This is a genomic window from Burkholderia cenocepacia (assembly GCF_014211915.1).
In the GTDB taxonomy this organism is placed as follows: Bacteria; Pseudomonadota; Gammaproteobacteria; order Burkholderiales; family Burkholderiaceae; genus Burkholderia; species Burkholderia orbicola.
The window spans coordinates 3,051,044-3,070,048 of record NZ_CP060039.1 but is presented as its reverse complement, the minus strand read 5'-3'; the positions used below and the strand labels follow the sequence as shown (position 1 = coordinate 3,070,048).

The window sequence follows — 19,005 nt, the reverse complement described above, 5'->3', positions numbered from 1 at the left end:
TTCTCCAGAACACGGAAACAAGTCCCGTTTTATCACGGACGGCGCGCGACGGCGCATCGCGCGTAAAAAATCGGTGCGGATCGCTGGCTGTCGCGCTTGCGGGTGGCGGGCGCGGCGGCCTATGATCCGCGCTTCTCGGGCAGATTGAAGGGCAGGTGGCCGATGCAGGGGTGGAAACGGTGCGCGCTCGCGTGGAGCGCGGGGTGGATGCTGGTGTCGTCCGCGTTTGCCGGCGGCGAGCCGGTGCGGATCGCGCTGATCGAAGGGATGTCGGGCCCGTTCGCGAACGCGGGCGCGGCGGTGGAGCGCAACCTGCGCTTCGGTGTCGAGCGGGTCAATGCGGCGGGCGGCGTGAAGCTGCGTGACGGCGCGCATCCGCTCGAACTCGTCGTGCTCGACAGCAAGGGCAGCCCGGAGGAGGCGCTCGTGCAGTTGCGCGTGGCCGCCGACCGGCATGTCGGCTTCGTCGCGCAGGGCAACAGCTCGGCCGTCGCGGCCGCGCTCGTCGCCGCGCTCGACAAGCTGAACGCGCGTGATCCGGACAACCGGATGCTGTTCCTGAACTATTCGGCCGACGATCCGGCGCTGACCGGCGCGCGTTGCAGTTTCTGGCATTTCCGCTTCGATGCGCATGCCGGCATGCGGATGGCCGCGCTTGCGGACGTGATGGCGCGCGATCGCGCGCTGCGCAAGGTCTATCTGTTGAACCAGGACTACAGCTTCGGCCACGACGTCAGCGCCCTCGCGCGGCAGGCGCTCGCGGCGCGGCGCCCGGACGTGACGATCGCGGGCGACGAATTCCACCCGATCGGCCGGATCAAGGATTTCTCGCCGTATATCGCGAAGATCCGCGCCAGCGGCGCGGACGCCGTCGTGACCGGCAACTGGGGCAACGACCTCACGCTGCTCGTGAAGGCGGCGCGCGAACAGGGGCTCGACGCGAAGTTCTATACGTTCTACGGCAACAGCCTCGGCGCGCCGGCGGCCCTCGGCGACGCGGGCGTCGGCCGCGTCGTGGCGGTGGCCGACTGGCACCCGAACGCGGGCGGCGCCAAGTCCGACGCGTTCTACCGCGCGTTCCGGACCCGTTTCCCGGCCGCGCAGGACGACTACCCGGTGCGGCGGATGAGCCAGATGATCGAGATGCTGGCCGCGGCGCTGACCCGCGCGGGTTCGGCCGACCCGGCGGCGGTCGCGCGTGCGCTCGAGGGCCTGTCGTTCGACGACGGCTTCCACGCGTCGCGGATGCGCGCCCAGGATCACCAGCTGATCCAGCCCCTTTACGTGATGGAAATGGACAAGGTCGGCACGCCGGGCGTGCGCTTCGACAACGAGGGATCGGGCTACGGCTTCCGGACGGTGCTCGCGGTGCCGGCGCAGCGTACGGAGATGCCGTCGACGTGCTCGATGACACGCCCGTGACGGTGGGGGTAAAAACGGCATCGAGTTGTGCTACAATGCGCGCCGGTTGTAAGTCACGGCACGGCCATTCTTCCGTGTCCGCCTGTTCAGTTAGAAAGGAAATCACATGTCTGTTGCAGATATCAAGAAGTCGGAAGTCGTTGCTCAGTTCGCCCGCGGTACCAACGACACGGGGTCGCCCGAAGTCCAGGTCGCACTGCTGACCGCACGTATCGTCGAACTGACGGGTCACTTCAAGACCCACGCGAAGGATCACCACAGCCGCCGCGGCCTGCTGCGCATGGTGAGCCGCCGCCGCAAGCTGCTCGACTACCTCAAGGGCAAGGATGCCGACCGTTACCGCGCACTGATCGAGAAGCTGGGTCTGCGTAAGTAATCGAGGCGATTGCCGCCAGCAAGATGCCTGTGTCAGTCCGCTGATACAGGCATTTTGTTTTTGCGCGGTGCGTAGCGTCACACGCATCGCAGGCTGTCCGGCACGTTCGTGCGGGGCCGCCGCCGCGACCGATACCGGGGCAGGATTTGTGTCATTCCAGCGCGCTGCTGCCTGAGCGCCGCGCTGGAATGGCATAAAAAACACACCTTGCTCCGGGTGATTCGGTCGGGACGCCGCCGCGCGGGATGGCCGGCGCGGCGAATGAAATGCATGAATACAAAGGAGCAACCATGTCCATGTTCAACAAGGTCGTGAAGGAATTCCAGTGGGGCCAGCACAAGGTGCGCCTCGAAACCGGTGAAGTCGCCCGCCAGGCGAGCGGCGCCGTGATCGTCGACGTCGAAGACACCGTCGTGCTGGCAACCGTCGTCGGCGCGAAGTCGGCGAAGCCGGGCCAGGATTTCTTCCCGTTGACCGTCGACTACCTCGAGAAGACCTACTCGGCGGGCAAGATCCCGGGCGGCTTCTTCCGCCGCGAAGGCCGTCCGTCGGAGCACGAGACGCTGACGTCGCGCCTGATCGACCGTCCGCTGCGCCCGCTGTTCCCGGAAGGCTTCTACAACGAAGTCCAGGTCGTGATCCACGTGCTGTCCGTGAACCCGGAAATCCCGGCCGACATCCCCGCGCTGATCGGCGCATCGGCCGCGCTCGCCGTGTCGGGCCTGCCGTTCAACGGCCCGGTCGGTGCCGCACGCGTGGCATACATCGACAACGCGTACGTGCTGAACCCGACGCGTGACCAGCTCAAGGCATCGAGCCTCGACCTCGTCGTCGCGGGTACGGAGCGCGCGGTGCTGATGGTCGAGTCGGAAGCCGATCAACTGTCGGAAGAAGTGATGCTGGGCGCCGTGGTGTTCGGCCACGAGCAGATGCAGATCGCGATCGACGCGATCCACGAACTGGTGCGCGACGGCGGCAAGCCCGAGTGGGACTGGCAGCCGGCGCCGAAGAACGAGGCGCTGATCGCACGCGTGACCGAGCTGGCGCAGAACGATCTGCTCGCCGCTTACCAGCTCCGCGACAAGCAGGCGCGTTCGGCGAAGCTGAAGGAAGTCTACGCGGCGACCTCGGCGAAGCTCGAGGAAGACGCGCTGGCGGCCGGTACGGTCGCGGCCGACAAGGCCACGGTCGGCAACGTGCTGTTCGACATCGAAGCGAAGATCGTCCGTTCGCAGATCCTGAACGGCGAGCCGCGCATCGACGGCCGTGACACGCGCACCGTGCGTCCGATCGAAATCCGCACCGGCGTGCTGCCGCGTACCCACGGCTCGGCGCTGTTCACGCGCGGCGAGACGCAGGCGCTGGTCGTCGCGACGCTCGGCACGAAGGGTGACGAGCAGATCATCGACGCGCTCGAAGGCGAATACCGCGAGCGCTTCATGCTCCACTACAACATGCCCCCGTTCGCGACCGGCGAAACGGGCCGCGTCGGTTCGCCGAAGCGCCGCGAAATCGGCCACGGCCGGCTGGCCAAGCGCGCGCTGGTCAAGTGCCTGCCGAGCGCCGACGAATTCGGTTACTCGATCCGCGTCGTGTCGGAAATCACCGAGTCGAACGGTTCGTCGTCGATGGCTTCGGTATGCGGCGGCTGCCTCGCGCTGATGGACGCCGGCGTGCCGATGAAGGCGCACGTCGCGGGTATCGCGATGGGCCTGATCCTCGAAGGCAACAAGTTCGCGGTGCTGACCGACATCCTCGGCGACGAAGATCACCTCGGCGACATGGACTTCAAGGTGGCCGGCACGGAGCAGGGCGTGACGGCGCTGCAGATGGACATCAAGATCCAGGGCATCACGAAGGAAATCATGCAGGTCGCGCTCGCGCAGGCGAAGGAAGGCCGCCTGCACATCCTCGGCAAGATGACGTCGGCGGTGTCGGGTGCGAACACGCAACTGTCGGAATTCGCGCCGCGCATGATCACGGTCAAGATCAACCCGGAAAAGATCCGCGACGTGATCGGCAAGGGCGGTTCGGTGATCCGCGCGCTGACGGAAGAAACCGGCACGACCATCGACATCTCGGATGACGGCGTCGTGACGATCGCCAGCACGAGCAGCGAAGGCATGGCCGAAGCGAAGAAGCGCATCGAGCAAATCACGGCCGAGATCGAAGTCGGTCAGGTGTACGAAGGCACGGTGCTCAAGCTGCTCGATTTCGGCGCGATCGTGAACCTGCTGCCGGGCAAGGATGGCCTGCTGCACATCTCGGAAATCGTCAACGAGCGCGTGAAGGACATCAACGACTACCTGAAGGAAGGTCAGCAGGTGAAGGTCAAGGTGATCCAGACGGACGAGAAGGGTCGCGTGCGTCTGTCGGCCAAGGCGCTGCTGAATGAAGCAGCGGCGGCAGCGCAGTCGGATACGCCGCCGCAGCAGTAAGCGGACAGGCGGATCAACGGCCGGCAGTGCGAAAGCGTGCCGGCCGTTTTTTCTGTAGCATCGTTGTGCGGCGCAGCAGCGCCGGCGAGGCGCCCGCGCCGTGCGCACGGGTGTGCCATCCGATTCCGATCCTGGAGCGACTCTCACCATGAAAGCCATCGAAATCACCGAATTCGGCGCCCCCGACGTGCTGAAGCTCGCGGAGCGTCCGCGCCCCGAACCGAAGCGCGGCGAGGTGCTGATCAAGGTGGCGGCCTCCGGCGTGAACCGGCCCGACGTGTTCCAGCGCAAGGGCGCCTATGCGCCGCCGCCGGGTGCGTCGGATCTGCCGGGCCTCGAAGTCGCGGGCGAGATCGTCGGCGGCGATTTGTCCGATGCAGCCCTGAACCCGTTCGGGCTGAAGCTGGGCGATCGCGTGTGCGCGTTGCTCGCGGGCGGCGGCTATGCCGAATATGCGGTCGCGCCGCTGCCGCAGTGTCTGCCGGTGCCGGATGGCCTCACCGATATCGAGGCCGCCTCGCTGCCCGAAACGTTTTTCACCGTGTGGAGCAACGTGTTCGACCGTGCGCAGCTCGGCGCGGGCGAGGGCGGTGAGCAGGAGACCCTGCTCGTGCAGGGCGGCTCGAGCGGCATCGGCGTGACGGCGATCCAGATCGCGCATGCGCTGGGCTTTCGCGTGTTCGCGACGGCCGGTACCGCCGACAAGTGCCGTGCGTGCGAGGCGCTCGGCGCCGAGCGCGCGATCAACTACAAGACCGAAGACTTCGTCGAAGTCGTGAAGTCGCTGACGCACGATCGCGGCGTCGACGTGATCCTCGACATGGTGGCGGGCTCGTACGTGCCGCGCGAGTTGTCCGCGCTCGCGGACGGCGGCCGTCTCGTGCTGATCGCGCTGCTCGGCGGCGCGAAGGCCGAGGTCAACCTGAGTGAGATCCTGCGCCGCCGGCTGACGGTGACGGGTTCGACGCTGCGCCCGCGTCCGGTCGAGTTCAAGGCGCGCATCGCCGCGCAGTTGAAGGCGCGCGTGTGGCCGCTGCTGGCCGACGGTCGCATCAAGCCCGTGATCTATCGTGTGCTGCCGGCCGGCGAAGCCGCGCAGGCGCATGCGCTGATGGAAAGCGGCGAGCACATCGGCAAGATCGTGCTCGATTGGGGTACGAACGCGTGACGGCCCGCGTAGCGGGCTTGACATACGCGGTTTGACCGGTTCAAGTCGCGCGCAGTAAAATCGCGGGTTTGCTTCGCCAGATCCAACCTGACGGCCGGGTTCCGGCACGTTAATGACAAGATAGTGACGAGACAGACACGATGTCGAAACAACGAACAAAGCGAGTGATCGGCAACTGGAAGATGCATGGCCGGCTGGCCGGCAACCAGGCGCTGCTGAACGAAGTGGTGCAGGGTGCGGGCACGGTGGCGGCTGAAACGTCGATCGGCGTGTGCGTGCCGTTCCCGTATCTCGCGCAGGTTCAGGCGCAGCTTGGCGGTGGCCGTGTCGCGTTCGGTGCGCAGGACGTGTCCGCGCACGAGCAGGGCGCGTTCACCGGCGAGGTGGCGGCAGCGATGGTGGCGGAGTTCGGCGCGCGGTATGCGATCGTCGGCCACTCGGAGCGTCGCGCGTATCACGGCGAAAGCAACGAGACGGTCGCGGCGAAGACGCAGCGCGCGCTCGCGGCCGGCCTCGTGCCGGTCGTGTGTGTCGGCGAGACGCTCGACGAGCGCGAGTCGGGTGCGACCGAGCAGGTTGTCGGTGCGCAGCTCGACGCGGTGCTGGCCGTGCTGACGGCTGACGAGGCCGCGCGTATCGTCGTCGCGTACGAGCCGGTTTGGGCGATCGGCACGGGCAAGAGCGCGACGTCGGCGCAGGCGCAGGACGTGCATGCGTTCCTGCGGACGCGTCTCGCGGCAAAGGGTGCGGCGGACGTGTCCGTGCTGTACGGCGGCAGCGTGAAGCCGGACAACGCGGAAGAACTGTTCGCGCAACCGGACATCGACGGCGGCCTGATCGGCGGCGCGTCGCTGAAGGCGGAAGATTTCCTGGCGATCTGCCGGGCCGCGCGTTGAGCGGTCCGAGATCGAATTGAACCATGACGGCGGCCGGTCGGTCCGGTCGCCCGATCCAATCGGGTGGGTGTGATGCTGTTATTCAAGACGCTGATTATTGTGGTGCAGGTGCTGTCTGCACTCGGTGTGATTGGGCTCGTGCTGCTCCAGCACGGCAAGGGTGCCGACATGGGCGCCGCATTCGGCAGCGGCGCGTCGGGCAGTCTGTTCGGTGCGACGGGCTCGGCGAACTTCCTGTCGCGCACGACGGGCATTCTCGCGACGATCTTCTTCGTCGCGACGCTCGCGCTGACGTACCTCGGTTCGTACAAGTCGACGCCGTCGGCAGGCGTGCTCGGCACGGCAGTGACCGCGCCGGCATCGGCCCTCGCGGCATCGGCGCCGGCTGTCGCGGCGTCTGCTGTCGCCGGTTCGGCCGCAAGCGCGCCGGGCCAGGATGTCCCGAAATAAAAAGTTAATTTTTTTGCGGTTGTGCGTTGAACAAATCTGGAACTCGGGTTAGAATTTAATTCTTGAAGCGATTCGCGGGAACGAGCAGCACAACCCGAGTTGCATGCAGTGCCGACGTGGTGAAATTGGTAGACACGCTATCTTGAGGGGTAGTGGCGAAAGCTGTGCGAGTTCGAGTCTCGCCGTCGGCACCAAAGTTACTCAATGCCAGCCGCTTCCAGTGGCTGGCATTTTTCATTTGTGGGGTGGGCTTGCGGTTGTCTTGCGATCGCCTGCACTCCGAAATGATTCCTTCCGCCGGAAGTGGTATTCTCCGGACGCTCAGAACCAACCGATAGAGGATTGCCTTGAACCTCGCAGCCTATTACCCCGTCTTGTTGTTCCTCCTCGTGGGCACTGGTTTAGGTATAGCGCTGGTCAGCATCGGCAAGCTCCTTGGTCCCAACAAGCCGGACGTCGAGAAGAACGCACCGTACGAGTGCGGCTTCGAAGCCTTTGAAGACGCCCGGATGAAATTCGACGTCCGGTATTACCTCGTCGCCATCCTGTTCATCATCTTCGATCTCGAAACCGCATTCCTGTTCCCGTGGGGCGTCGCGCTCCGGGACATCGGCTGGCCGGGTTTCATCGCAATGATGATTTTTCTGCTCGAATTCCTGCTGGGCTTTGCCTATATCTGGAAGAAAGGCGGGCTCGACTGGGAGTGATGGGTTAATCGCCGGTTTGCATGAGCGGCCACGCTCGGTCGCTCGTCTGGAGTGGAAAGCAAATGAGTATCGAAGGGGTCTTGAAGGAAGGGTTTGTCACCACGACGGCTGACAAGCTGATCAACTGGACGCGTACCGGCTCGCTGTGGCCGATGACGTTCGGGCTCGCGTGTTGCGCCGTCGAGATGATGCACGCGGGCGCGGCCCGTTACGATCTGGACCGGTTCGGCGTCGTGTTTCGCCCGAGCCCGCGTCAGTCGGACGTGATGATCGTCGCCGGCACGCTGTGCAACAAGATGGCGCCCGCGCTGCGCCGCGTGTACGACCAGATGGCCGAGCCGCGCTGGGTGATCTCGATGGGGTCGTGCGCCAACGGCGGTGGTTATTACCACTACTCGTACTCGGTGGTCCGCGGCTGCGACCGGATCGTGCCGGTCGACGTCTATGTGCCGGGCTGTCCACCCACGGCCGAGGCGCTGGTCTACGGCGTGATCCAGCTTCAGGCGAAGATCCGCCGCACCAATACCATCGCCCGTCAATAAAGCCCCGAGCGTCCCCTCAATATGGCAAGCAAAATCGAGACCCTCAAGGCAAACCTCGAAGCCGCGCTCGGCGCGCGCGTGGTGAGCCTCACCGAAGCGATCGGTGAACTGACGCTCGTCGTGAAGGCGAGCGATTACCTCGAAGTCGCAAAGACGCTGCGCGACGATCCGAAGCTCCGTTTCGAGCAACTGATCGACCTCTGCGGCGTCGACTACCAGACCTTCGGCGACGGCGCCTACGACGGCCCGCGCTTCGCGGCCGTGTCGCACCTGCTGTCGGTCACGAACAACTGGCGCCTGCGCCTGCGCGCATTCGCGCCGGACGACGATCTGCCGATCGTGGCGTCGCTGGTCGACATCTGGACCTCGGCGAACTGGTACGAGCGCGAAGCGTTCGACCTGTACGGCATCGTGTTCGAAGGCCACCCCGACCTGCGCCGCATCCTCACCGACTACGGCTTCATCGGTCACCCGTTCCGCAAGGACTTCCCGGTGTCGGGCTACGTCGAAATGCGTTACGACCCGGAAGAGAAGCGGGTCGTGTACCAGCCGGTGACGATCGAGCCGCGCGAAATCACGCCGCGCGTGATCCGCGAGGATCGCTATGGCGGTCTGAAACATTAAGGGGGCGTCATGGCAGAAATCAAGAACTACACGCTCAACTTCGGCCCGCAGCACCCGGCAGCGCACGGCGTGCTGCGCCTCGTGCTCGAGCTCGACGGCGAAGTCATCCAGCGTGCCGATCCGCACATCGGCCTGCTGCACCGCGCGACCGAAAAGCTCGCGGAATCCAAGACCTTCATCCAGTCCGTGCCGTACATGGACCGTCTCGACTACGTGTCGATGATGGTCAACGAGCACGGCTACGTGCTCGCGATCGAAAAGCTGCTCGGCATCGAAGTGCCGGAGCGCGCGCAGTACATCCGCGTGCTGTTCGACGAAATCACGCGCGTGCTGAACCACCTGATGTGGATCGGCGCGCACGCACTCGACGTCGGCGCGATGGCCGTGTTCCTGTACGCTTTCCGCGAACGCGAAGACCTGATGGACGTGTACGAAGCGGTGTCCGGCGCCCGGATGCACGCGGCCTACTATCGTCCGGGCGGCGTCTATCGCGATCTGCCTGACGCAATGCCGCAATACAAGGCGTCGAAGATTCGCAACGAGAAGGCGCTCGCGAAGATGAACGAAGCGCGCAGCGGCTCGGTGCTCGACTTCATCGACGATTTCTTCACGCGCTTCCCGAAGTGCGTCGACGAATACGAAACGCTGCTGACCGACAACCGGATCTGGAAACAGCGTCTGGTCGGGATCGGCGTGGTGAGCCCGGAGCGTGCGCTGCAGATGGGCCTGACCGGCCCGATGCTGCGCGGCTCGGGCATCGCGTGGGACCTGCGCAAGAAGCAGCCCTACGAAGTGTACGATCGGATGGATTTCGACGTGCCGGTCGGCGTGAACGGCGATTGCTACGACCGCTATCTGGTGCGCGTCGAAGAAATGCGTCAGTCGATCCGCATCGCGAAACAGTGTATTGAGTGGCTCCGCAAGAATCCGGGCCCGGTGATGACGGACAATCACAAGGTTGCCCCGCCGTCGCGCGTCGGCATGAAGACCAACATGGAAGACTTGATTCACCACTTCAAGCTCTTCACCGAAGGTTTCCATGTGCCGGAAGGCGAAGCGTACGCGGCGGTCGAGCATCCGAAGGGTGAGTTCGGCATTTATCTCGTGTCGGATGGCGCCAACAAGCCGTATCGCCTCAAGATTCGCGCGCCGGGTTTCGCGCACCTGGCGTCGCTCGACGAAATGGCGCGCGGTCACATGATCGCCGACGCCGTCACGATCATCGGTACGCAGGACATCGTGTTCGGCGAAATCGATCGCTAATGGTTGCGCCGCCCGCGAGCACGGGCGGCGAGCAGTCAGTCACACGCGAAGTCACATGCGGTATGCGCCGAACCGGCGCGGCTTCGCAAGCTGTCAACAGAGTGAGCGCCAGGTCTGCCGTCCATGCACCCCAGTGTGCGGCAGGTTGTTCGTTCGGTAGGAATTGAAAGAGTCGTGTCTGAAAATGATCTCAGCTGAAGGCCTGAAGGAAATCGATCGAGCGTTGACGAAGTATCCCGCCGATCAGAAACAGTCCGCCGTGATGTCGGCGTTGGCCGTGGCTCAAGAAGAGCACGGCTGGCTGTCGCCCGAACTGATGCAGTTCGTCGCGGACTATCTCGGCATGCCGGCCGTTGCCGTGCAGGAAGTCGCGACGTTCTACACGATGTACGAGCTCAAACCGGTCGGCAAGCACAAGATCACGCTCTGCACGAACCTGCCGTGCCAGCTCGGCCCGCACGGCGGCGCGGAAGCGACTGCCGACTACCTGAAACAGAAGCTGGGCATCGGCTTCGGCGAGACCACGCCCGACGGCAAGTTCACGCTGAAGGAAGGCGAATGCATGGGCTCGTGCGGCGATGCGCCGGTGCTGCTGGTGAACAATCACAGAATGTGCAGCTTCATGAGCCGCGAGAAGATCGACCAGCTGCTTGAGGAGCTCTCGAAATGACGTCCCTCCACGACCGTCACATCAAACCGCTGATCCTCGCTGGTCTGAACGGCGAGAACTGGCACCTCGAAGACTACGTTGCGCGCGGCGGCTACAAGCAGCTGCGCCGCATTCTCGAAGAAAAGATTCCGCCCGAGCAGGTGATCGCCGACGTGAAGGCGTCGGGCCTGCGCGGCCGCGGCGGTGCGGGCTTCCCGACCGGCCTGAAGTGGAGCTTCATGCCGCGTCAGTTCCCGGGGCAGAAGTACCTCGTCTGCAACTCGGACGAAGGCGAGCCGGGCACGTTCAAGGATCGCGACATCCTGCGCTGGAACCCGCACGCGCTGATCGAAGGCATGGCCATCGGCGCATACGCGATGGGCATCACCGTCGGCTACAACTACATCCACGGCGAAATCTTCGAAGTGTATCGACGCTTCGAAGCCGCGCTCGATGAAGCACGCGCGGCCGGGTTCCTCGGCGACAACATCATGGGCTCGGAATTCTCGTTCCAGCTGCACGCGCACCACGGTTACGGCGCGTACATCTGCGGCGAGGAAACGGCACTGCTCGAGTCGCTCGAAGGCAAGAAGGGCCAGCCGCGCTTCAAGCCGCCGTTCCCGGCGAGCTTCGGCGTGTACGGCAAGCCGACCACGATCAACAACACCGAGACGTTCGCCGCGGTGCCGTTCCTGCTGTCCATCGGGCCGCAGAATTACCTCGAGATCGGCAAGCCGAACAACGGCGGCACGAAGATTTTCTCGGTGTCGGGCGACGTCGAGCGCCCGGGCAACTACGAAGTGCCGCTCGGCACGCCGTTCGCGACGCTGATGGAGCTCGCCGGCGGGATGCGCGGCGGCAAGAAGATCAAGGCCGTGATTCCGGGCGGGTCGTCGGCGCCGGTGATCCCGGGCGACATCATGATGCAGACGGATCTCGACTACGACTCGATCGCGAAGGCCGGCTCGATGCTCGGTTCCGGTGCGGTGATCGTGATGGACGAGACGCGCTGCATGGTGCGTTCGCTGCTGCGCCTGTCGTACTTCTACTACGAGGAATCGTGCGGTCAGTGCACGCCGTGCCGTGAAGGCACCGGCTGGCTGTATCGCGTCGTGAACCGTATCGAGCACGGCGAAGGGCGCCAGGAAGATCTGGACCTGCTGAACTCGGTGGCCGAGAACATCATGGGCCGCACGATCTGCGCGCTCGGCGATGCGGCGGCGATGCCGGTTCGCGGGATGCTCAAGCACTACTGGGACGAATTCGCGTACCACGTCGAGCACAAGCACTGCATGGTCGGCGGCCACGCGCACGCGGCGGCAGCCTGAAGCGAACCCGGTTGCGGAATTTGAGCGCACGGTCGGGCCAAGGCGCGAACGGGCGGAAATAGGTTAAGGACCATTCACCATCATGGTTGAACTTGAAATAGACGGCAAGAAGGTCGAGGTGCCCGAAGGCAGCATGGTGATCCAGGCTGCGCACAAGGCGGATACGTACATTCCTCACTTCTGCTATCACAAGAAACTGTCGGTCGCGGCCAACTGCCGGATGTGTCTCGTCGAAGTCGAGAAGATGCCGAAGGCCGTGCCTGCCTGCGCGACCCCCGTGTCGGCCGGCATGATCGTCCGCACGCAGTCCGACAAGGCTGTGAAGGCGCAGCAGTCGGTGATGGAATTCCTCCTCATCAATCACCCGCTCGATTGCCCGATCTGCGATCAGGGCGGCGAATGCCAGCTGCAGGATCTGGCGGTCGGCTACGGCAAGTCGTCGTCGCGCTACTCGGAAGAAAAGCGCGTGGTGTTCCACAAGAACGTGGGCCCGCTGATCTCGATGGAAGAAATGTCGCGCTGCATCCACTGCACGCGCTGCGTCCGCTTCGGCCAGGAAATCGCCGGCGTGATGGAGTTCGGCATGCTGGGCCGCGGCGAGCATTCGGAAATCACGACGTTCGTCGGCAAGACGGTCGACTCCGAAATGTCGGGCAACATGATCGACCTGTGCCCGGTCGGCGCGCTGACCAGCAAGCCGTTCCGCTACAGCGCCCGTACGTGGGAACTGTCGCGTCGCAAGTCGGTGAGCCCGCACGATTCCGTCGGCGCGAACCTCGTCGTGCAGGTGAAGAACAACCGCGTGATGCGCGTGCTGCCGTTCGAGAACGAAGCCATCAACGAATGCTGGATCTCGGACAAGGACCGCTTCTCGTATGAAGGCCTCAACAGTGAAGAGCGCCTGACGAAGCCGATGCTGAAGCAGGGCGGCCAGTGGATCGAGACCGACTGGCAGACCGCGCTCGAATACGTCGCGAAGGGCCTGAAGGGCATCGCCGCGGATCACGGCGCGAACGCGCTGGCGATGCTCGCGAGCGCGCACAGCACCGCGGAAGAGCTGTTCCTCGTGAAGCAGCTCGCCAACGAACTGAAGACGCCGAACGTCGATTTCCGTCTGCGTCAGCAGGATTTCTCGGCGCCGGTCCAGGGCGCGCCGTGGCTCGGCATGCCGATCGCCGATCTGTCGAACGTGGATGCCGCATTCGTCGTCGGTTCGTTCCTGCGCCGCGACCACCCGCTGTTCGCATCGCGCCTGCGTCAGGCCGCGAAGAACGGTGCGAAGCTGCACTTCCTGCACGCGACCGGTGACGATTCGCTGATCCCGACCGCGCAACGCATCGTCGCCGCGCCGTCCGCATGGCTCGACGAGCTGGCCGGCATCGCCGCCGCCGTCGCGCAACTGCGCGGTGTCGCGCTGCCCGACGCGCTCGCGGGCGTCACGGCATCGCCGGCCGCCCAGGCTGTCGCGCAGTCGCTCGCGAACGGCGAACGCCGCGCGGTGCTGCTCGGCAACGTCGCGGTCCGTCATCCGCAATTCGCGAAGCTGCACGCCGTCGCGCAGTGGATCGCCGACAACACCGGCGCCACGTTCGGCTTCCTGACGGAAGCGGCGAACACGGTCGGCGCGCACGTCGTCGGCGCACTGCCGGGCGAAGGCGGCCTGAACGCACGCGAAGCGTTCGAGCAGCCGCGCAAGGGCTATGTGCTGCTGAACGTCGAACCGGAATTCGACACCGCCGATCCGGCACAGGCGCTTGCCGCGCTGAACCAGGCTGAAATGGTCGTCGTGATGTCGCCGTTCAAGCACGGCCTCGACTACGCCGACGTGCTGCTGCCGGTCGCGCCGTTCACGGAAACGGCCGGTACGTTCGTCAACGCGGAAGGCACCGTGCAGAGCTTCAACGGCGTCGTGCGCCCGCTCGGCGACACGCGTCCGGCCTGGAAGGTCCTGCGCGTGCTGGGCAGCCTGCTCGGCCTGCCGAACTTCGAATACGAGACCGCGGAAGAAGTGCGTCTCGCCGCGCTCGGCGACGCCGGCGTCGCGGGCCGTCTGTCGAACCAGACGTCGGTCGCGCCGGCCCGTGCCGCGGCGAATGCCACCAATGGCGGTTTCGAGCGCCTGGCCGATGTGCCGATCTATCACGCCGACGCGCTCGTGCGCCGCGCGGGTGCGCTGCACCTGACGGCCGCGGCGAAGGCGGCGAATGCCGCAGCCCTGCCGGCCGCGCTGTTCGACAAGCTGGGCTTGAAGGAAGGCGACGCCGTGCGCGTGCGCCAGGGCGAGCGTGCGGTGCAGTTGCCGGCCGTGCGCGACGCGAATCTTGCGGAGACGGTCGTTCGCGTGTCGGCGGCGACGCCTGCCGGCGCAGCGCTCGGCAGCCTGTCCGGTGAACTGGTGGTGGAGAAGGCGTAAATGAGCTTGTTCGATACGATCAACGCGGGCGGGGCCGAGCTTCTCGGCTTCGCGTGGCCGACGGTGTGGGCAGTCGTGCGCATCCTCGTCGTCTCCGTCGTCATCCTGCTGTGCGTCGCGTACCTGATTCTGTGGGAACGCAAGCTGATCGGCTGGATGCACGTGCGTCTCGGCCCGAACCGCGTCGGCCCCGGCGGCCTGCTGCAGCCGATCGCCGACGTGCTGAAGCTGCTGCTGAAGGAAGTCATTCAGCCGAGCGCCGCCAGCCGCTGGCTGTACCTGATCGCGCCGGTGATGACGGTCGTGCCGGCGTTCGCGGTGTGGGCGGTGATTCCGTTCCAGGCGGAAGCCGTGCTCGCGAACGTGAACGCGGGCCTGCTGTACGCGATGGCGATCTCGTCGATCGGCGTGTACGCGGTGATTCTCGCCGGCTGGGCGTCGAACTCGAAGTACGCGTTCCTCGGCGCGATGCGCGCCGCGGCGCAGATGGTGTCGTACGAAATCTCGATGGGCTTCGCGCTGGTGCTCGTGCTGATGACGGCCGGCAGCCTGAACCTGTCGGAAATCGTCGGCTCGCAACAGCACGGCTTCTTCGCCGGCCACGGCGTGAATTTCCTGTCGTGGAACTGGCTGCCGCTGCTGCCGGCGTTCGTCGTCTACTTCATCTCGGGCATCGCCGAAACGAACCGTCACCCGTTCGACGTGGTGGAAGGGGAGTCGGAGATCGTCGCGGGTCACATGATCGATTACTCGGGCATGGCGTTCGCGCTGTTCTTCCTCGCCGAGTACATCAACATGATCGTGATCTCGGCACTGGCCGCGACGCTGTTCCTCGGCGGCTGGGACGCACCGTTCGAATTCCTGTCGTTCATCCCGGGCATCTTCTGGCTGGTGCTGAAGGTCTTCGCGCTGCTGTCGGTGTTCATCTGGGTGCGCGCGACGTTCCCGCGCTACCGTTACGACCAGATCATGCGTCTGGGCTGGAAGGTGTTCCTGCCCGTCACGGTGGTCTGGGTGATCGTGGTTGGCTTCTGGATGATGTCGCCGCTGAACATCTGGGTGAAGTAAGGACGAAATCATGACGGCTATCCAACACTTCTTTAAGACTTTCTTCCTGACCGAGCTGCTGAAGGGGCTCGCGCTGACCGGTCGTTACACGTTCAAGCGCAAGTTCACCGTGCAGTTCCCGGAAGAGAAGACCCCGATTTCGCCGCGTTTCCGCGGGCTGCATGCGCTGCGCCGCTACGAAAACGGCGAAGAGCGCTGCATCGCGTGCAAGCTGTGCGAGGCCGTGTGCCCCGCGCTGGCGATCACGATCGAATCGGAAACGCGCGCGGACAACACGCGCCGCACGACGCGCTACGACATCGACCTGACGAAGTGCATCTTCTGCGGTTTCTGCGAAGAGAGCTGCCCGGTCGATTCGATCGTCGAGACGCAGATTCTCGAGTACCACGGCGAAAAGCGCGGCGACCTGTATTTCACGAAGGAAATGCTGCTCGCGGTGGGCGATCGCTACGAGAAGGACATCGCCGCGGCGAAGGCTGCCGACGCGCCGTATCGTTGATTGTGTTTGCAGTGCCGGCCCGGCATGAACGATGCACGGGCCGAGCCGCCGCGACGGGTGCGGGCATTCCGCAAGCCGCGCCTGACTATGGCCTAACGATGAACCGGTAATCATGGAATTCACGACCGTACTGTTCTACATCTTCGCGCTGCTCCTGGTGGTATCAGGGCTGAAGGTGATCACTTCGCGCAACCCGGTGGCGTCTGCGCTTTTCCTTGTGCTGGCGTTCTTCAACGCCGCCGCGATCTGGATGCTGCTGGAAGCGGAGTTCCTCGCGATCCTGCTGGTTCTGGTCTACGTGGGCGCGGTGATGGTGCTGTTCCTGTTCGTCGTGATGATGCTGGACATCAACATCGACTACCTGCGCCGCGACTTCAAGCGCTTCGTGCCGATGGCGACCGTGGTCGGCGCGATCATCGTGATCGAAACCGCGCTGATCCTGTGGCGCGGTTACGGCGACACGCACACCGTGCATGCGATGGCGACGGGCGAGATGGCCAACTGGTCGAATACGCGCCTGATCGGCAAGGTGATCTACACCGACTACATCTTCGCGTTCGAAATCGCCGGCCTCGTGCTGCTGGTCGCGATCATCGCCGCGATCGGGCTGACCGAACGCAAGGGCAAGGACAGCAAGCGCCAGCGCGTGTCGGATCAGGTCAAGGTGCGCCGCAACGACCGCGTGCGCCTCGTGAAGATGGAAGCGGACAAGCCGCAGCCGGAAACGGCGCAGAGCGAAGCCGGTTCGGGCACCAACGGCTAAGCGGAGGAAAAGAAAACCATGCTGACTCTTGCCCACTACCTTGTGCTCGGCGCGATCCTGTTCGCGATCGCGATCGTCGGGATTTTCCTGAACCGCCGCAACGTCATCATCATCCTGATGTCGATCGAACTGATGCTGCTGGCGGTGAACACCAACTTCGTCGCGTTCTCGCATTACCTCGGCGACGTGCACGGCCAGATTTTCGTGTTCTTCGTGCTGACCGTCGCCGCAGCGGAAGCCGCGATCGGCCTCGCGATTCTGGTGACCCTGTTCCGTAAGCTCGACACGATCAATGTCGAGGATCTCGATCAGCTCAAAGGTTAATTTCAGGCTACGCTGTTATGTCAACGACACTCAATGAAAACCTGCTGCTGGCGATTCCGCTCGCTCCGCTGGCCGGCTCGCTGATTGCGGGGCTGTTCGGGAACGCAGTCGGGCGCAAGGGCGCACACCGGATCACGATCCTCGGCGTATTGATCGCGTTCCTCCTGTCGGCGAAAGTCTTCTTCGACGTGATGGGCGGCGCAAGCTTCAACGCGACCGTCTACGAATGGATGAACGTCGGCTCGCTGAAGCTCGAAGTCGGCTTCCTCGTCGATTCGCTGACCGCGATGATGATGGTCGTCGTGACCTTCGTCTCGCTGATGGTGCACGTGTACACGATCGGCTACATGGCGGAGGAAGACGGCTACCAGCGCTTCTTCTCGTACATCTCGCTGTTCACGTTCTCGATGCTGATGCTCGTGATGAGCAACAACTTCCTGCAGCTGTTCTTCGGCTGGGAAGCGGTGGGTCTGGTGTCGTACCTGCTGATCGGCTTCTACTTCACGCGTGAGAGCGCGATCTACGCGAACATGAAGGCGTTCCTCGTGAACCGCGTGGGCGACTTCGGCTTCCTGCTCGGCATCGGCCTGCTGCTCGCGTTCGCCGGCTCGATGAACTACGGCGAAGTGTTCGCGAAGCGCGCCGAACTGGCGAGCCTGCACTTCCCGGGCACCGACTGGGGCCTGCTGACCGTTGCCTGTATCTGCCTGTTCATCGGCGCGATGGGTAAGTCGGCCCAGTTCCCGCTGCACGTGTGGCTGCCGGACTCGATGGAAGGCCCGACCCCGATCTCGGCGCTGATTCACGCGGCGACGATGGTGACGGCCGGCATCTTCATGGTGTCGCGCATGTCGCCGCTGTTCGAACTGTCGGATACCGCGCTGTCGTTCATCACGGTGATCGGCGCGATCACGGCGCTCTTCATGGGCTTCCTCGGCATCGTCCAGAACGACATCAAGCGCGTGGTCGCGTACTCGACGCTGTCGCAGCTCGGCTACATGACCGTCGCGCTCGGCGTGTCCGCTTACCCGGTCGCCGTGTTCCACCTGATGACGCACGCGTTCTTCAAGGCGCTGCTGTTCCTCGGCGCCGGCTCGGTCATCATGGGCATGCACCACGACCAGGACATGCGCAACATGGGCGGCCTGCGCAAGTACATGCCGATCACGTGGATCACGTCGCTCGTCGGTTCGCTCGCGCTGATCGGCACGCCGTTCTTCTCGGGCTTCTACTCGAAGGACTCGATCATCGACGCGGTGAAGCTGTCGCACCTGCCGGGTTCGGGCTTCGCGTACTTCGCGGTCGTCGCGAGCGTGTTCGTCACGGCGCTGTACTCGTTCCGCATGTACTTCCTGGTGTTCCACGGCGAGGAGCGCTTCCGCAAGCCGAAGCATCCGGAATCGCCGATGGGCATGGCGGCCGCGCACGGTCACGACGATCACGGTCATGGCCACGGTCACGACGACCACGCGCACGAGCCGCACGAGACCCCGTGGGTCGTGTGGGTGCCGCTGGTCCTGCTGGCGATCCCGTCGGTGATCATCGGCGCGATCGCGATCAGCCCGATGCTGTTCGGCGATTTCTTCCAGCACGGCGTCGCATTCGACAAGGTGATCTTCATCGGCGAAAACCATCCGGCACTTGCCGAGATGGCCGAAGAGTTCCACGGCTGGGTGGGCATGGGCCTGCACTCGGTGTCGGGCCTGCCGGTGTGGCTGGCGCTCGCCGGCGTGGTCGTCGCGTGGTTCCTGTACCTGAAGCGTCCGGAGCTGCCGGCGTCGATCCGCCGCGCGTTCGGCCCGATCTACACGCTGCTGGACAACAAGTACTACATGGACAAGATCAACGAAGTGGTGTTCGCCCGCGGTTCGGTGGCGATCGGCCGCGGCCTGTGGAAGGAGGGTGACGTCGTGGTGATCGACGGCCTCGTCAACGGCAGCGCCCGGTTCATCGGCTGGTTCGCCGGCGTGATCCGCTTCCTCCAATCCGGTTACATCTATCACTACGCGTTCGCCATGATCATCGGCATGCTGGGGCTCCTGACCCTGTTTGTAACGCTCGGCGGCAAATAAGGC

At 64.5% G+C, this 19,005-nt stretch carries 18 protein-coding genes and 1 tRNA gene; all 19 read left to right on the top strand.

Annotated elements, in window-relative coordinates; genetic code table 11:
• The first annotated feature begins 162 nt into the window (after positions 1-162).
• Positions 163-1,422 carry a branched-chain amino acid ABC transporter substrate-binding protein gene (locus tag SY91_RS14525; protein WP_006478259.1) on the top strand — a complete coding sequence of 420 codons (1,260 nt, stop codon included), beginning with the start codon at positions 163-165 and terminating at the stop codon, positions 1,420-1,422.
• A gap of 106 nt (positions 1,423-1,528) precedes the next feature.
• Complete coding sequence (gene rpsO / locus SY91_RS14520) at positions 1,529-1,798, top strand: 30S ribosomal protein S15 (RefSeq protein WP_006398792.1); 270 nt, start codon at positions 1,529-1,531, stop codon at positions 1,796-1,798.
• Between the two features lie 290 nt (positions 1,799-2,088).
• A complete protein-coding gene (pnp, locus tag SY91_RS14515) occupies positions 2,089-4,236 on the top strand; it encodes a polyribonucleotide nucleotidyltransferase (RefSeq protein WP_011545817.1) in 2,148 nt (715 codons plus the stop codon).
• 148 nt (positions 4,237-4,384) lie between these two features.
• On the top strand, positions 4,385-5,404 hold the full coding sequence (locus SY91_RS14510; RefSeq protein ID WP_023476904.1) for an NAD(P)H-quinone oxidoreductase: 1,020 nt from the start codon (positions 4,385-4,387) through the stop codon (positions 5,402-5,404).
• Positions 5,405-5,544: 140 nt separating this feature from the next.
• Positions 5,545-6,300, top strand: coding sequence for a triose-phosphate isomerase (tpiA, locus tag SY91_RS14505; RefSeq protein WP_006478261.1), 756 nt, complete (start codon positions 5,545-5,547; stop codon positions 6,298-6,300).
• Positions 6,301-6,372: 72 nt separating this feature from the next.
• Positions 6,373-6,750 carry a preprotein translocase subunit SecG gene (gene secG / locus SY91_RS14500; RefSeq protein ID WP_034174495.1) on the top strand — a complete coding sequence of 126 codons (378 nt, stop codon included), beginning with the start codon at positions 6,373-6,375 and terminating at the stop codon, positions 6,748-6,750.
• A 110-nt stretch (positions 6,751-6,860) separates the two neighbouring features.
• A tRNA-OTHER gene (locus tag SY91_RS14495) sits at positions 6,861-6,944 on the top strand.
• Positions 6,945-7,097: 153 nt separating this feature from the next.
• On the top strand, positions 7,098-7,457 hold the full coding sequence (locus SY91_RS14490) for an NADH-quinone oxidoreductase subunit A (protein ID WP_006398798.1): 360 nt from the start codon (positions 7,098-7,100) through the stop codon (positions 7,455-7,457).
• Between the two features lie 62 nt (positions 7,458-7,519).
• Positions 7,520-7,999, top strand: coding sequence for a NuoB/complex I 20 kDa subunit family protein (locus tag SY91_RS14485; protein WP_006398799.1), 480 nt, complete (start codon positions 7,520-7,522; stop codon positions 7,997-7,999).
• A gap of 21 nt (positions 8,000-8,020) precedes the next feature.
• Positions 8,021-8,623, top strand: a complete 603-nt coding sequence (locus tag SY91_RS14480) for an NADH-quinone oxidoreductase subunit C (RefSeq protein ID WP_006478264.1) — start codon at positions 8,021-8,023, stop codon at positions 8,621-8,623.
• Between the two features lie 9 nt (positions 8,624-8,632).
• A complete protein-coding gene (locus SY91_RS14475) occupies positions 8,633-9,886 on the top strand; it encodes an NADH-quinone oxidoreductase subunit D (protein WP_006478265.1) in 1,254 nt (417 codons plus the stop codon).
• A 184-nt stretch (positions 9,887-10,070) separates the two neighbouring features.
• The gene (nuoE, locus tag SY91_RS14470) at positions 10,071-10,556 is read left to right on the top strand and encodes an NADH-quinone oxidoreductase subunit NuoE (protein ID WP_006478266.1); all 486 of its coding nucleotides are present in this window, start codon (positions 10,071-10,073) and stop codon (positions 10,554-10,556) included.
• A complete protein-coding gene (nuoF, locus tag SY91_RS14465) occupies positions 10,553-11,863 on the top strand; it encodes an NADH-quinone oxidoreductase subunit NuoF (protein WP_006478267.1) in 1,311 nt (436 codons plus the stop codon). The genes nuoE and nuoF overlap by 4 nt, the downstream gene beginning before the upstream one ends.
• 82 nt (positions 11,864-11,945) lie before the next feature.
• Positions 11,946-14,276, top strand: a complete 2,331-nt coding sequence (gene nuoG, locus SY91_RS14460) for an NADH-quinone oxidoreductase subunit NuoG (RefSeq protein ID WP_006478268.1) — start codon at positions 11,946-11,948, stop codon at positions 14,274-14,276.
• Positions 14,277-15,344 (top strand): NADH-quinone oxidoreductase subunit NuoH, encoded by a 1,068-nt coding sequence (nuoH, locus tag SY91_RS14455; protein WP_006478269.1) that lies wholly within the window; start codon positions 14,277-14,279, stop codon positions 15,342-15,344. It begins immediately after the preceding gene.
• 10 nt (positions 15,345-15,354) lie between these two features.
• The gene (gene nuoI / locus SY91_RS14450; RefSeq protein WP_006478270.1) at positions 15,355-15,843 is read left to right on the top strand and encodes an NADH-quinone oxidoreductase subunit NuoI; all 489 of its coding nucleotides are present in this window, start codon (positions 15,355-15,357) and stop codon (positions 15,841-15,843) included.
• A gap of 112 nt (positions 15,844-15,955) precedes the next feature.
• Positions 15,956-16,606, top strand: coding sequence for an NADH-quinone oxidoreductase subunit J (locus tag SY91_RS14445; protein ID WP_011545812.1), 651 nt, complete (start codon positions 15,956-15,958; stop codon positions 16,604-16,606).
• Between the two features lie 18 nt (positions 16,607-16,624).
• Positions 16,625-16,930 carry an NADH-quinone oxidoreductase subunit NuoK gene (gene nuoK, locus SY91_RS14440; RefSeq protein ID WP_006478272.1) on the top strand — a complete coding sequence of 102 codons (306 nt, stop codon included), beginning with the start codon at positions 16,625-16,627 and terminating at the stop codon, positions 16,928-16,930.
• Between the two features lie 17 nt (positions 16,931-16,947).
• Entirely contained in the window at positions 16,948-19,002 is a 2,055-nt protein-coding gene (gene nuoL / locus SY91_RS14435; RefSeq protein ID WP_006478273.1) for an NADH-quinone oxidoreductase subunit L, read from the top strand.
• Positions 19,003-19,005: the final 3 nt, after the last annotated feature.

Bases quoted from the DNA above. Each gene is read 5' to 3' on its own strand.
- SY91_RS14525 (WP_006478259.1), top strand. From the start codon at position 163: ATGCAGGGGTGGAAACGGTGCGCGCTCGCGTGGAGCGCGGGGTGGATG.
- rpsO (WP_006398792.1), top strand. From the start codon at position 1,529: ATGTCTGTTGCAGATATCAAGAAGTCGGAAGTCGTTGCTCAGTTCGCC.
- pnp (WP_011545817.1), top strand. From the start codon at position 2,089: ATGTCCATGTTCAACAAGGTCGTGAAGGAATTCCAGTGGGGCCAGCAC.
- SY91_RS14510 (WP_023476904.1), top strand. From the start codon at position 4,385: ATGAAAGCCATCGAAATCACCGAATTCGGCGCCCCCGACGTGCTGAAG.
- tpiA (WP_006478261.1), top strand. From the start codon at position 5,545: ATGTCGAAACAACGAACAAAGCGAGTGATCGGCAACTGGAAGATGCAT.
- secG (WP_034174495.1), top strand. From the start codon at position 6,373: ATGCTGTTATTCAAGACGCTGATTATTGTGGTGCAGGTGCTGTCTGCA.
- SY91_RS14485 (WP_006398799.1), top strand. From the start codon at position 7,520: ATGAGTATCGAAGGGGTCTTGAAGGAAGGGTTTGTCACCACGACGGCT.
- SY91_RS14480 (WP_006478264.1), top strand. From the start codon at position 8,021: ATGGCAAGCAAAATCGAGACCCTCAAGGCAAACCTCGAAGCCGCGCTC.
- SY91_RS14475 (WP_006478265.1), top strand. From the start codon at position 8,633: ATGGCAGAAATCAAGAACTACACGCTCAACTTCGGCCCGCAGCACCCG.
- nuoE (WP_006478266.1), top strand. From the start codon at position 10,071: ATGATCTCAGCTGAAGGCCTGAAGGAAATCGATCGAGCGTTGACGAAG.
- nuoF (WP_006478267.1), top strand. From the start codon at position 10,553: ATGACGTCCCTCCACGACCGTCACATCAAACCGCTGATCCTCGCTGGT.
- nuoG (WP_006478268.1), top strand. From the start codon at position 11,946: ATGGTTGAACTTGAAATAGACGGCAAGAAGGTCGAGGTGCCCGAAGGC.
- nuoH (WP_006478269.1), top strand. From the start codon at position 14,277: ATGAGCTTGTTCGATACGATCAACGCGGGCGGGGCCGAGCTTCTCGGC.
- nuoI (WP_006478270.1), top strand. From the start codon at position 15,355: ATGACGGCTATCCAACACTTCTTTAAGACTTTCTTCCTGACCGAGCTG.
- SY91_RS14445 (WP_011545812.1), top strand. From the start codon at position 15,956: ATGGAATTCACGACCGTACTGTTCTACATCTTCGCGCTGCTCCTGGTG.
- nuoK (WP_006478272.1), top strand. From the start codon at position 16,625: ATGCTGACTCTTGCCCACTACCTTGTGCTCGGCGCGATCCTGTTCGCG.
- nuoL (WP_006478273.1), top strand. From the start codon at position 16,948: ATGTCAACGACACTCAATGAAAACCTGCTGCTGGCGATTCCGCTCGCT.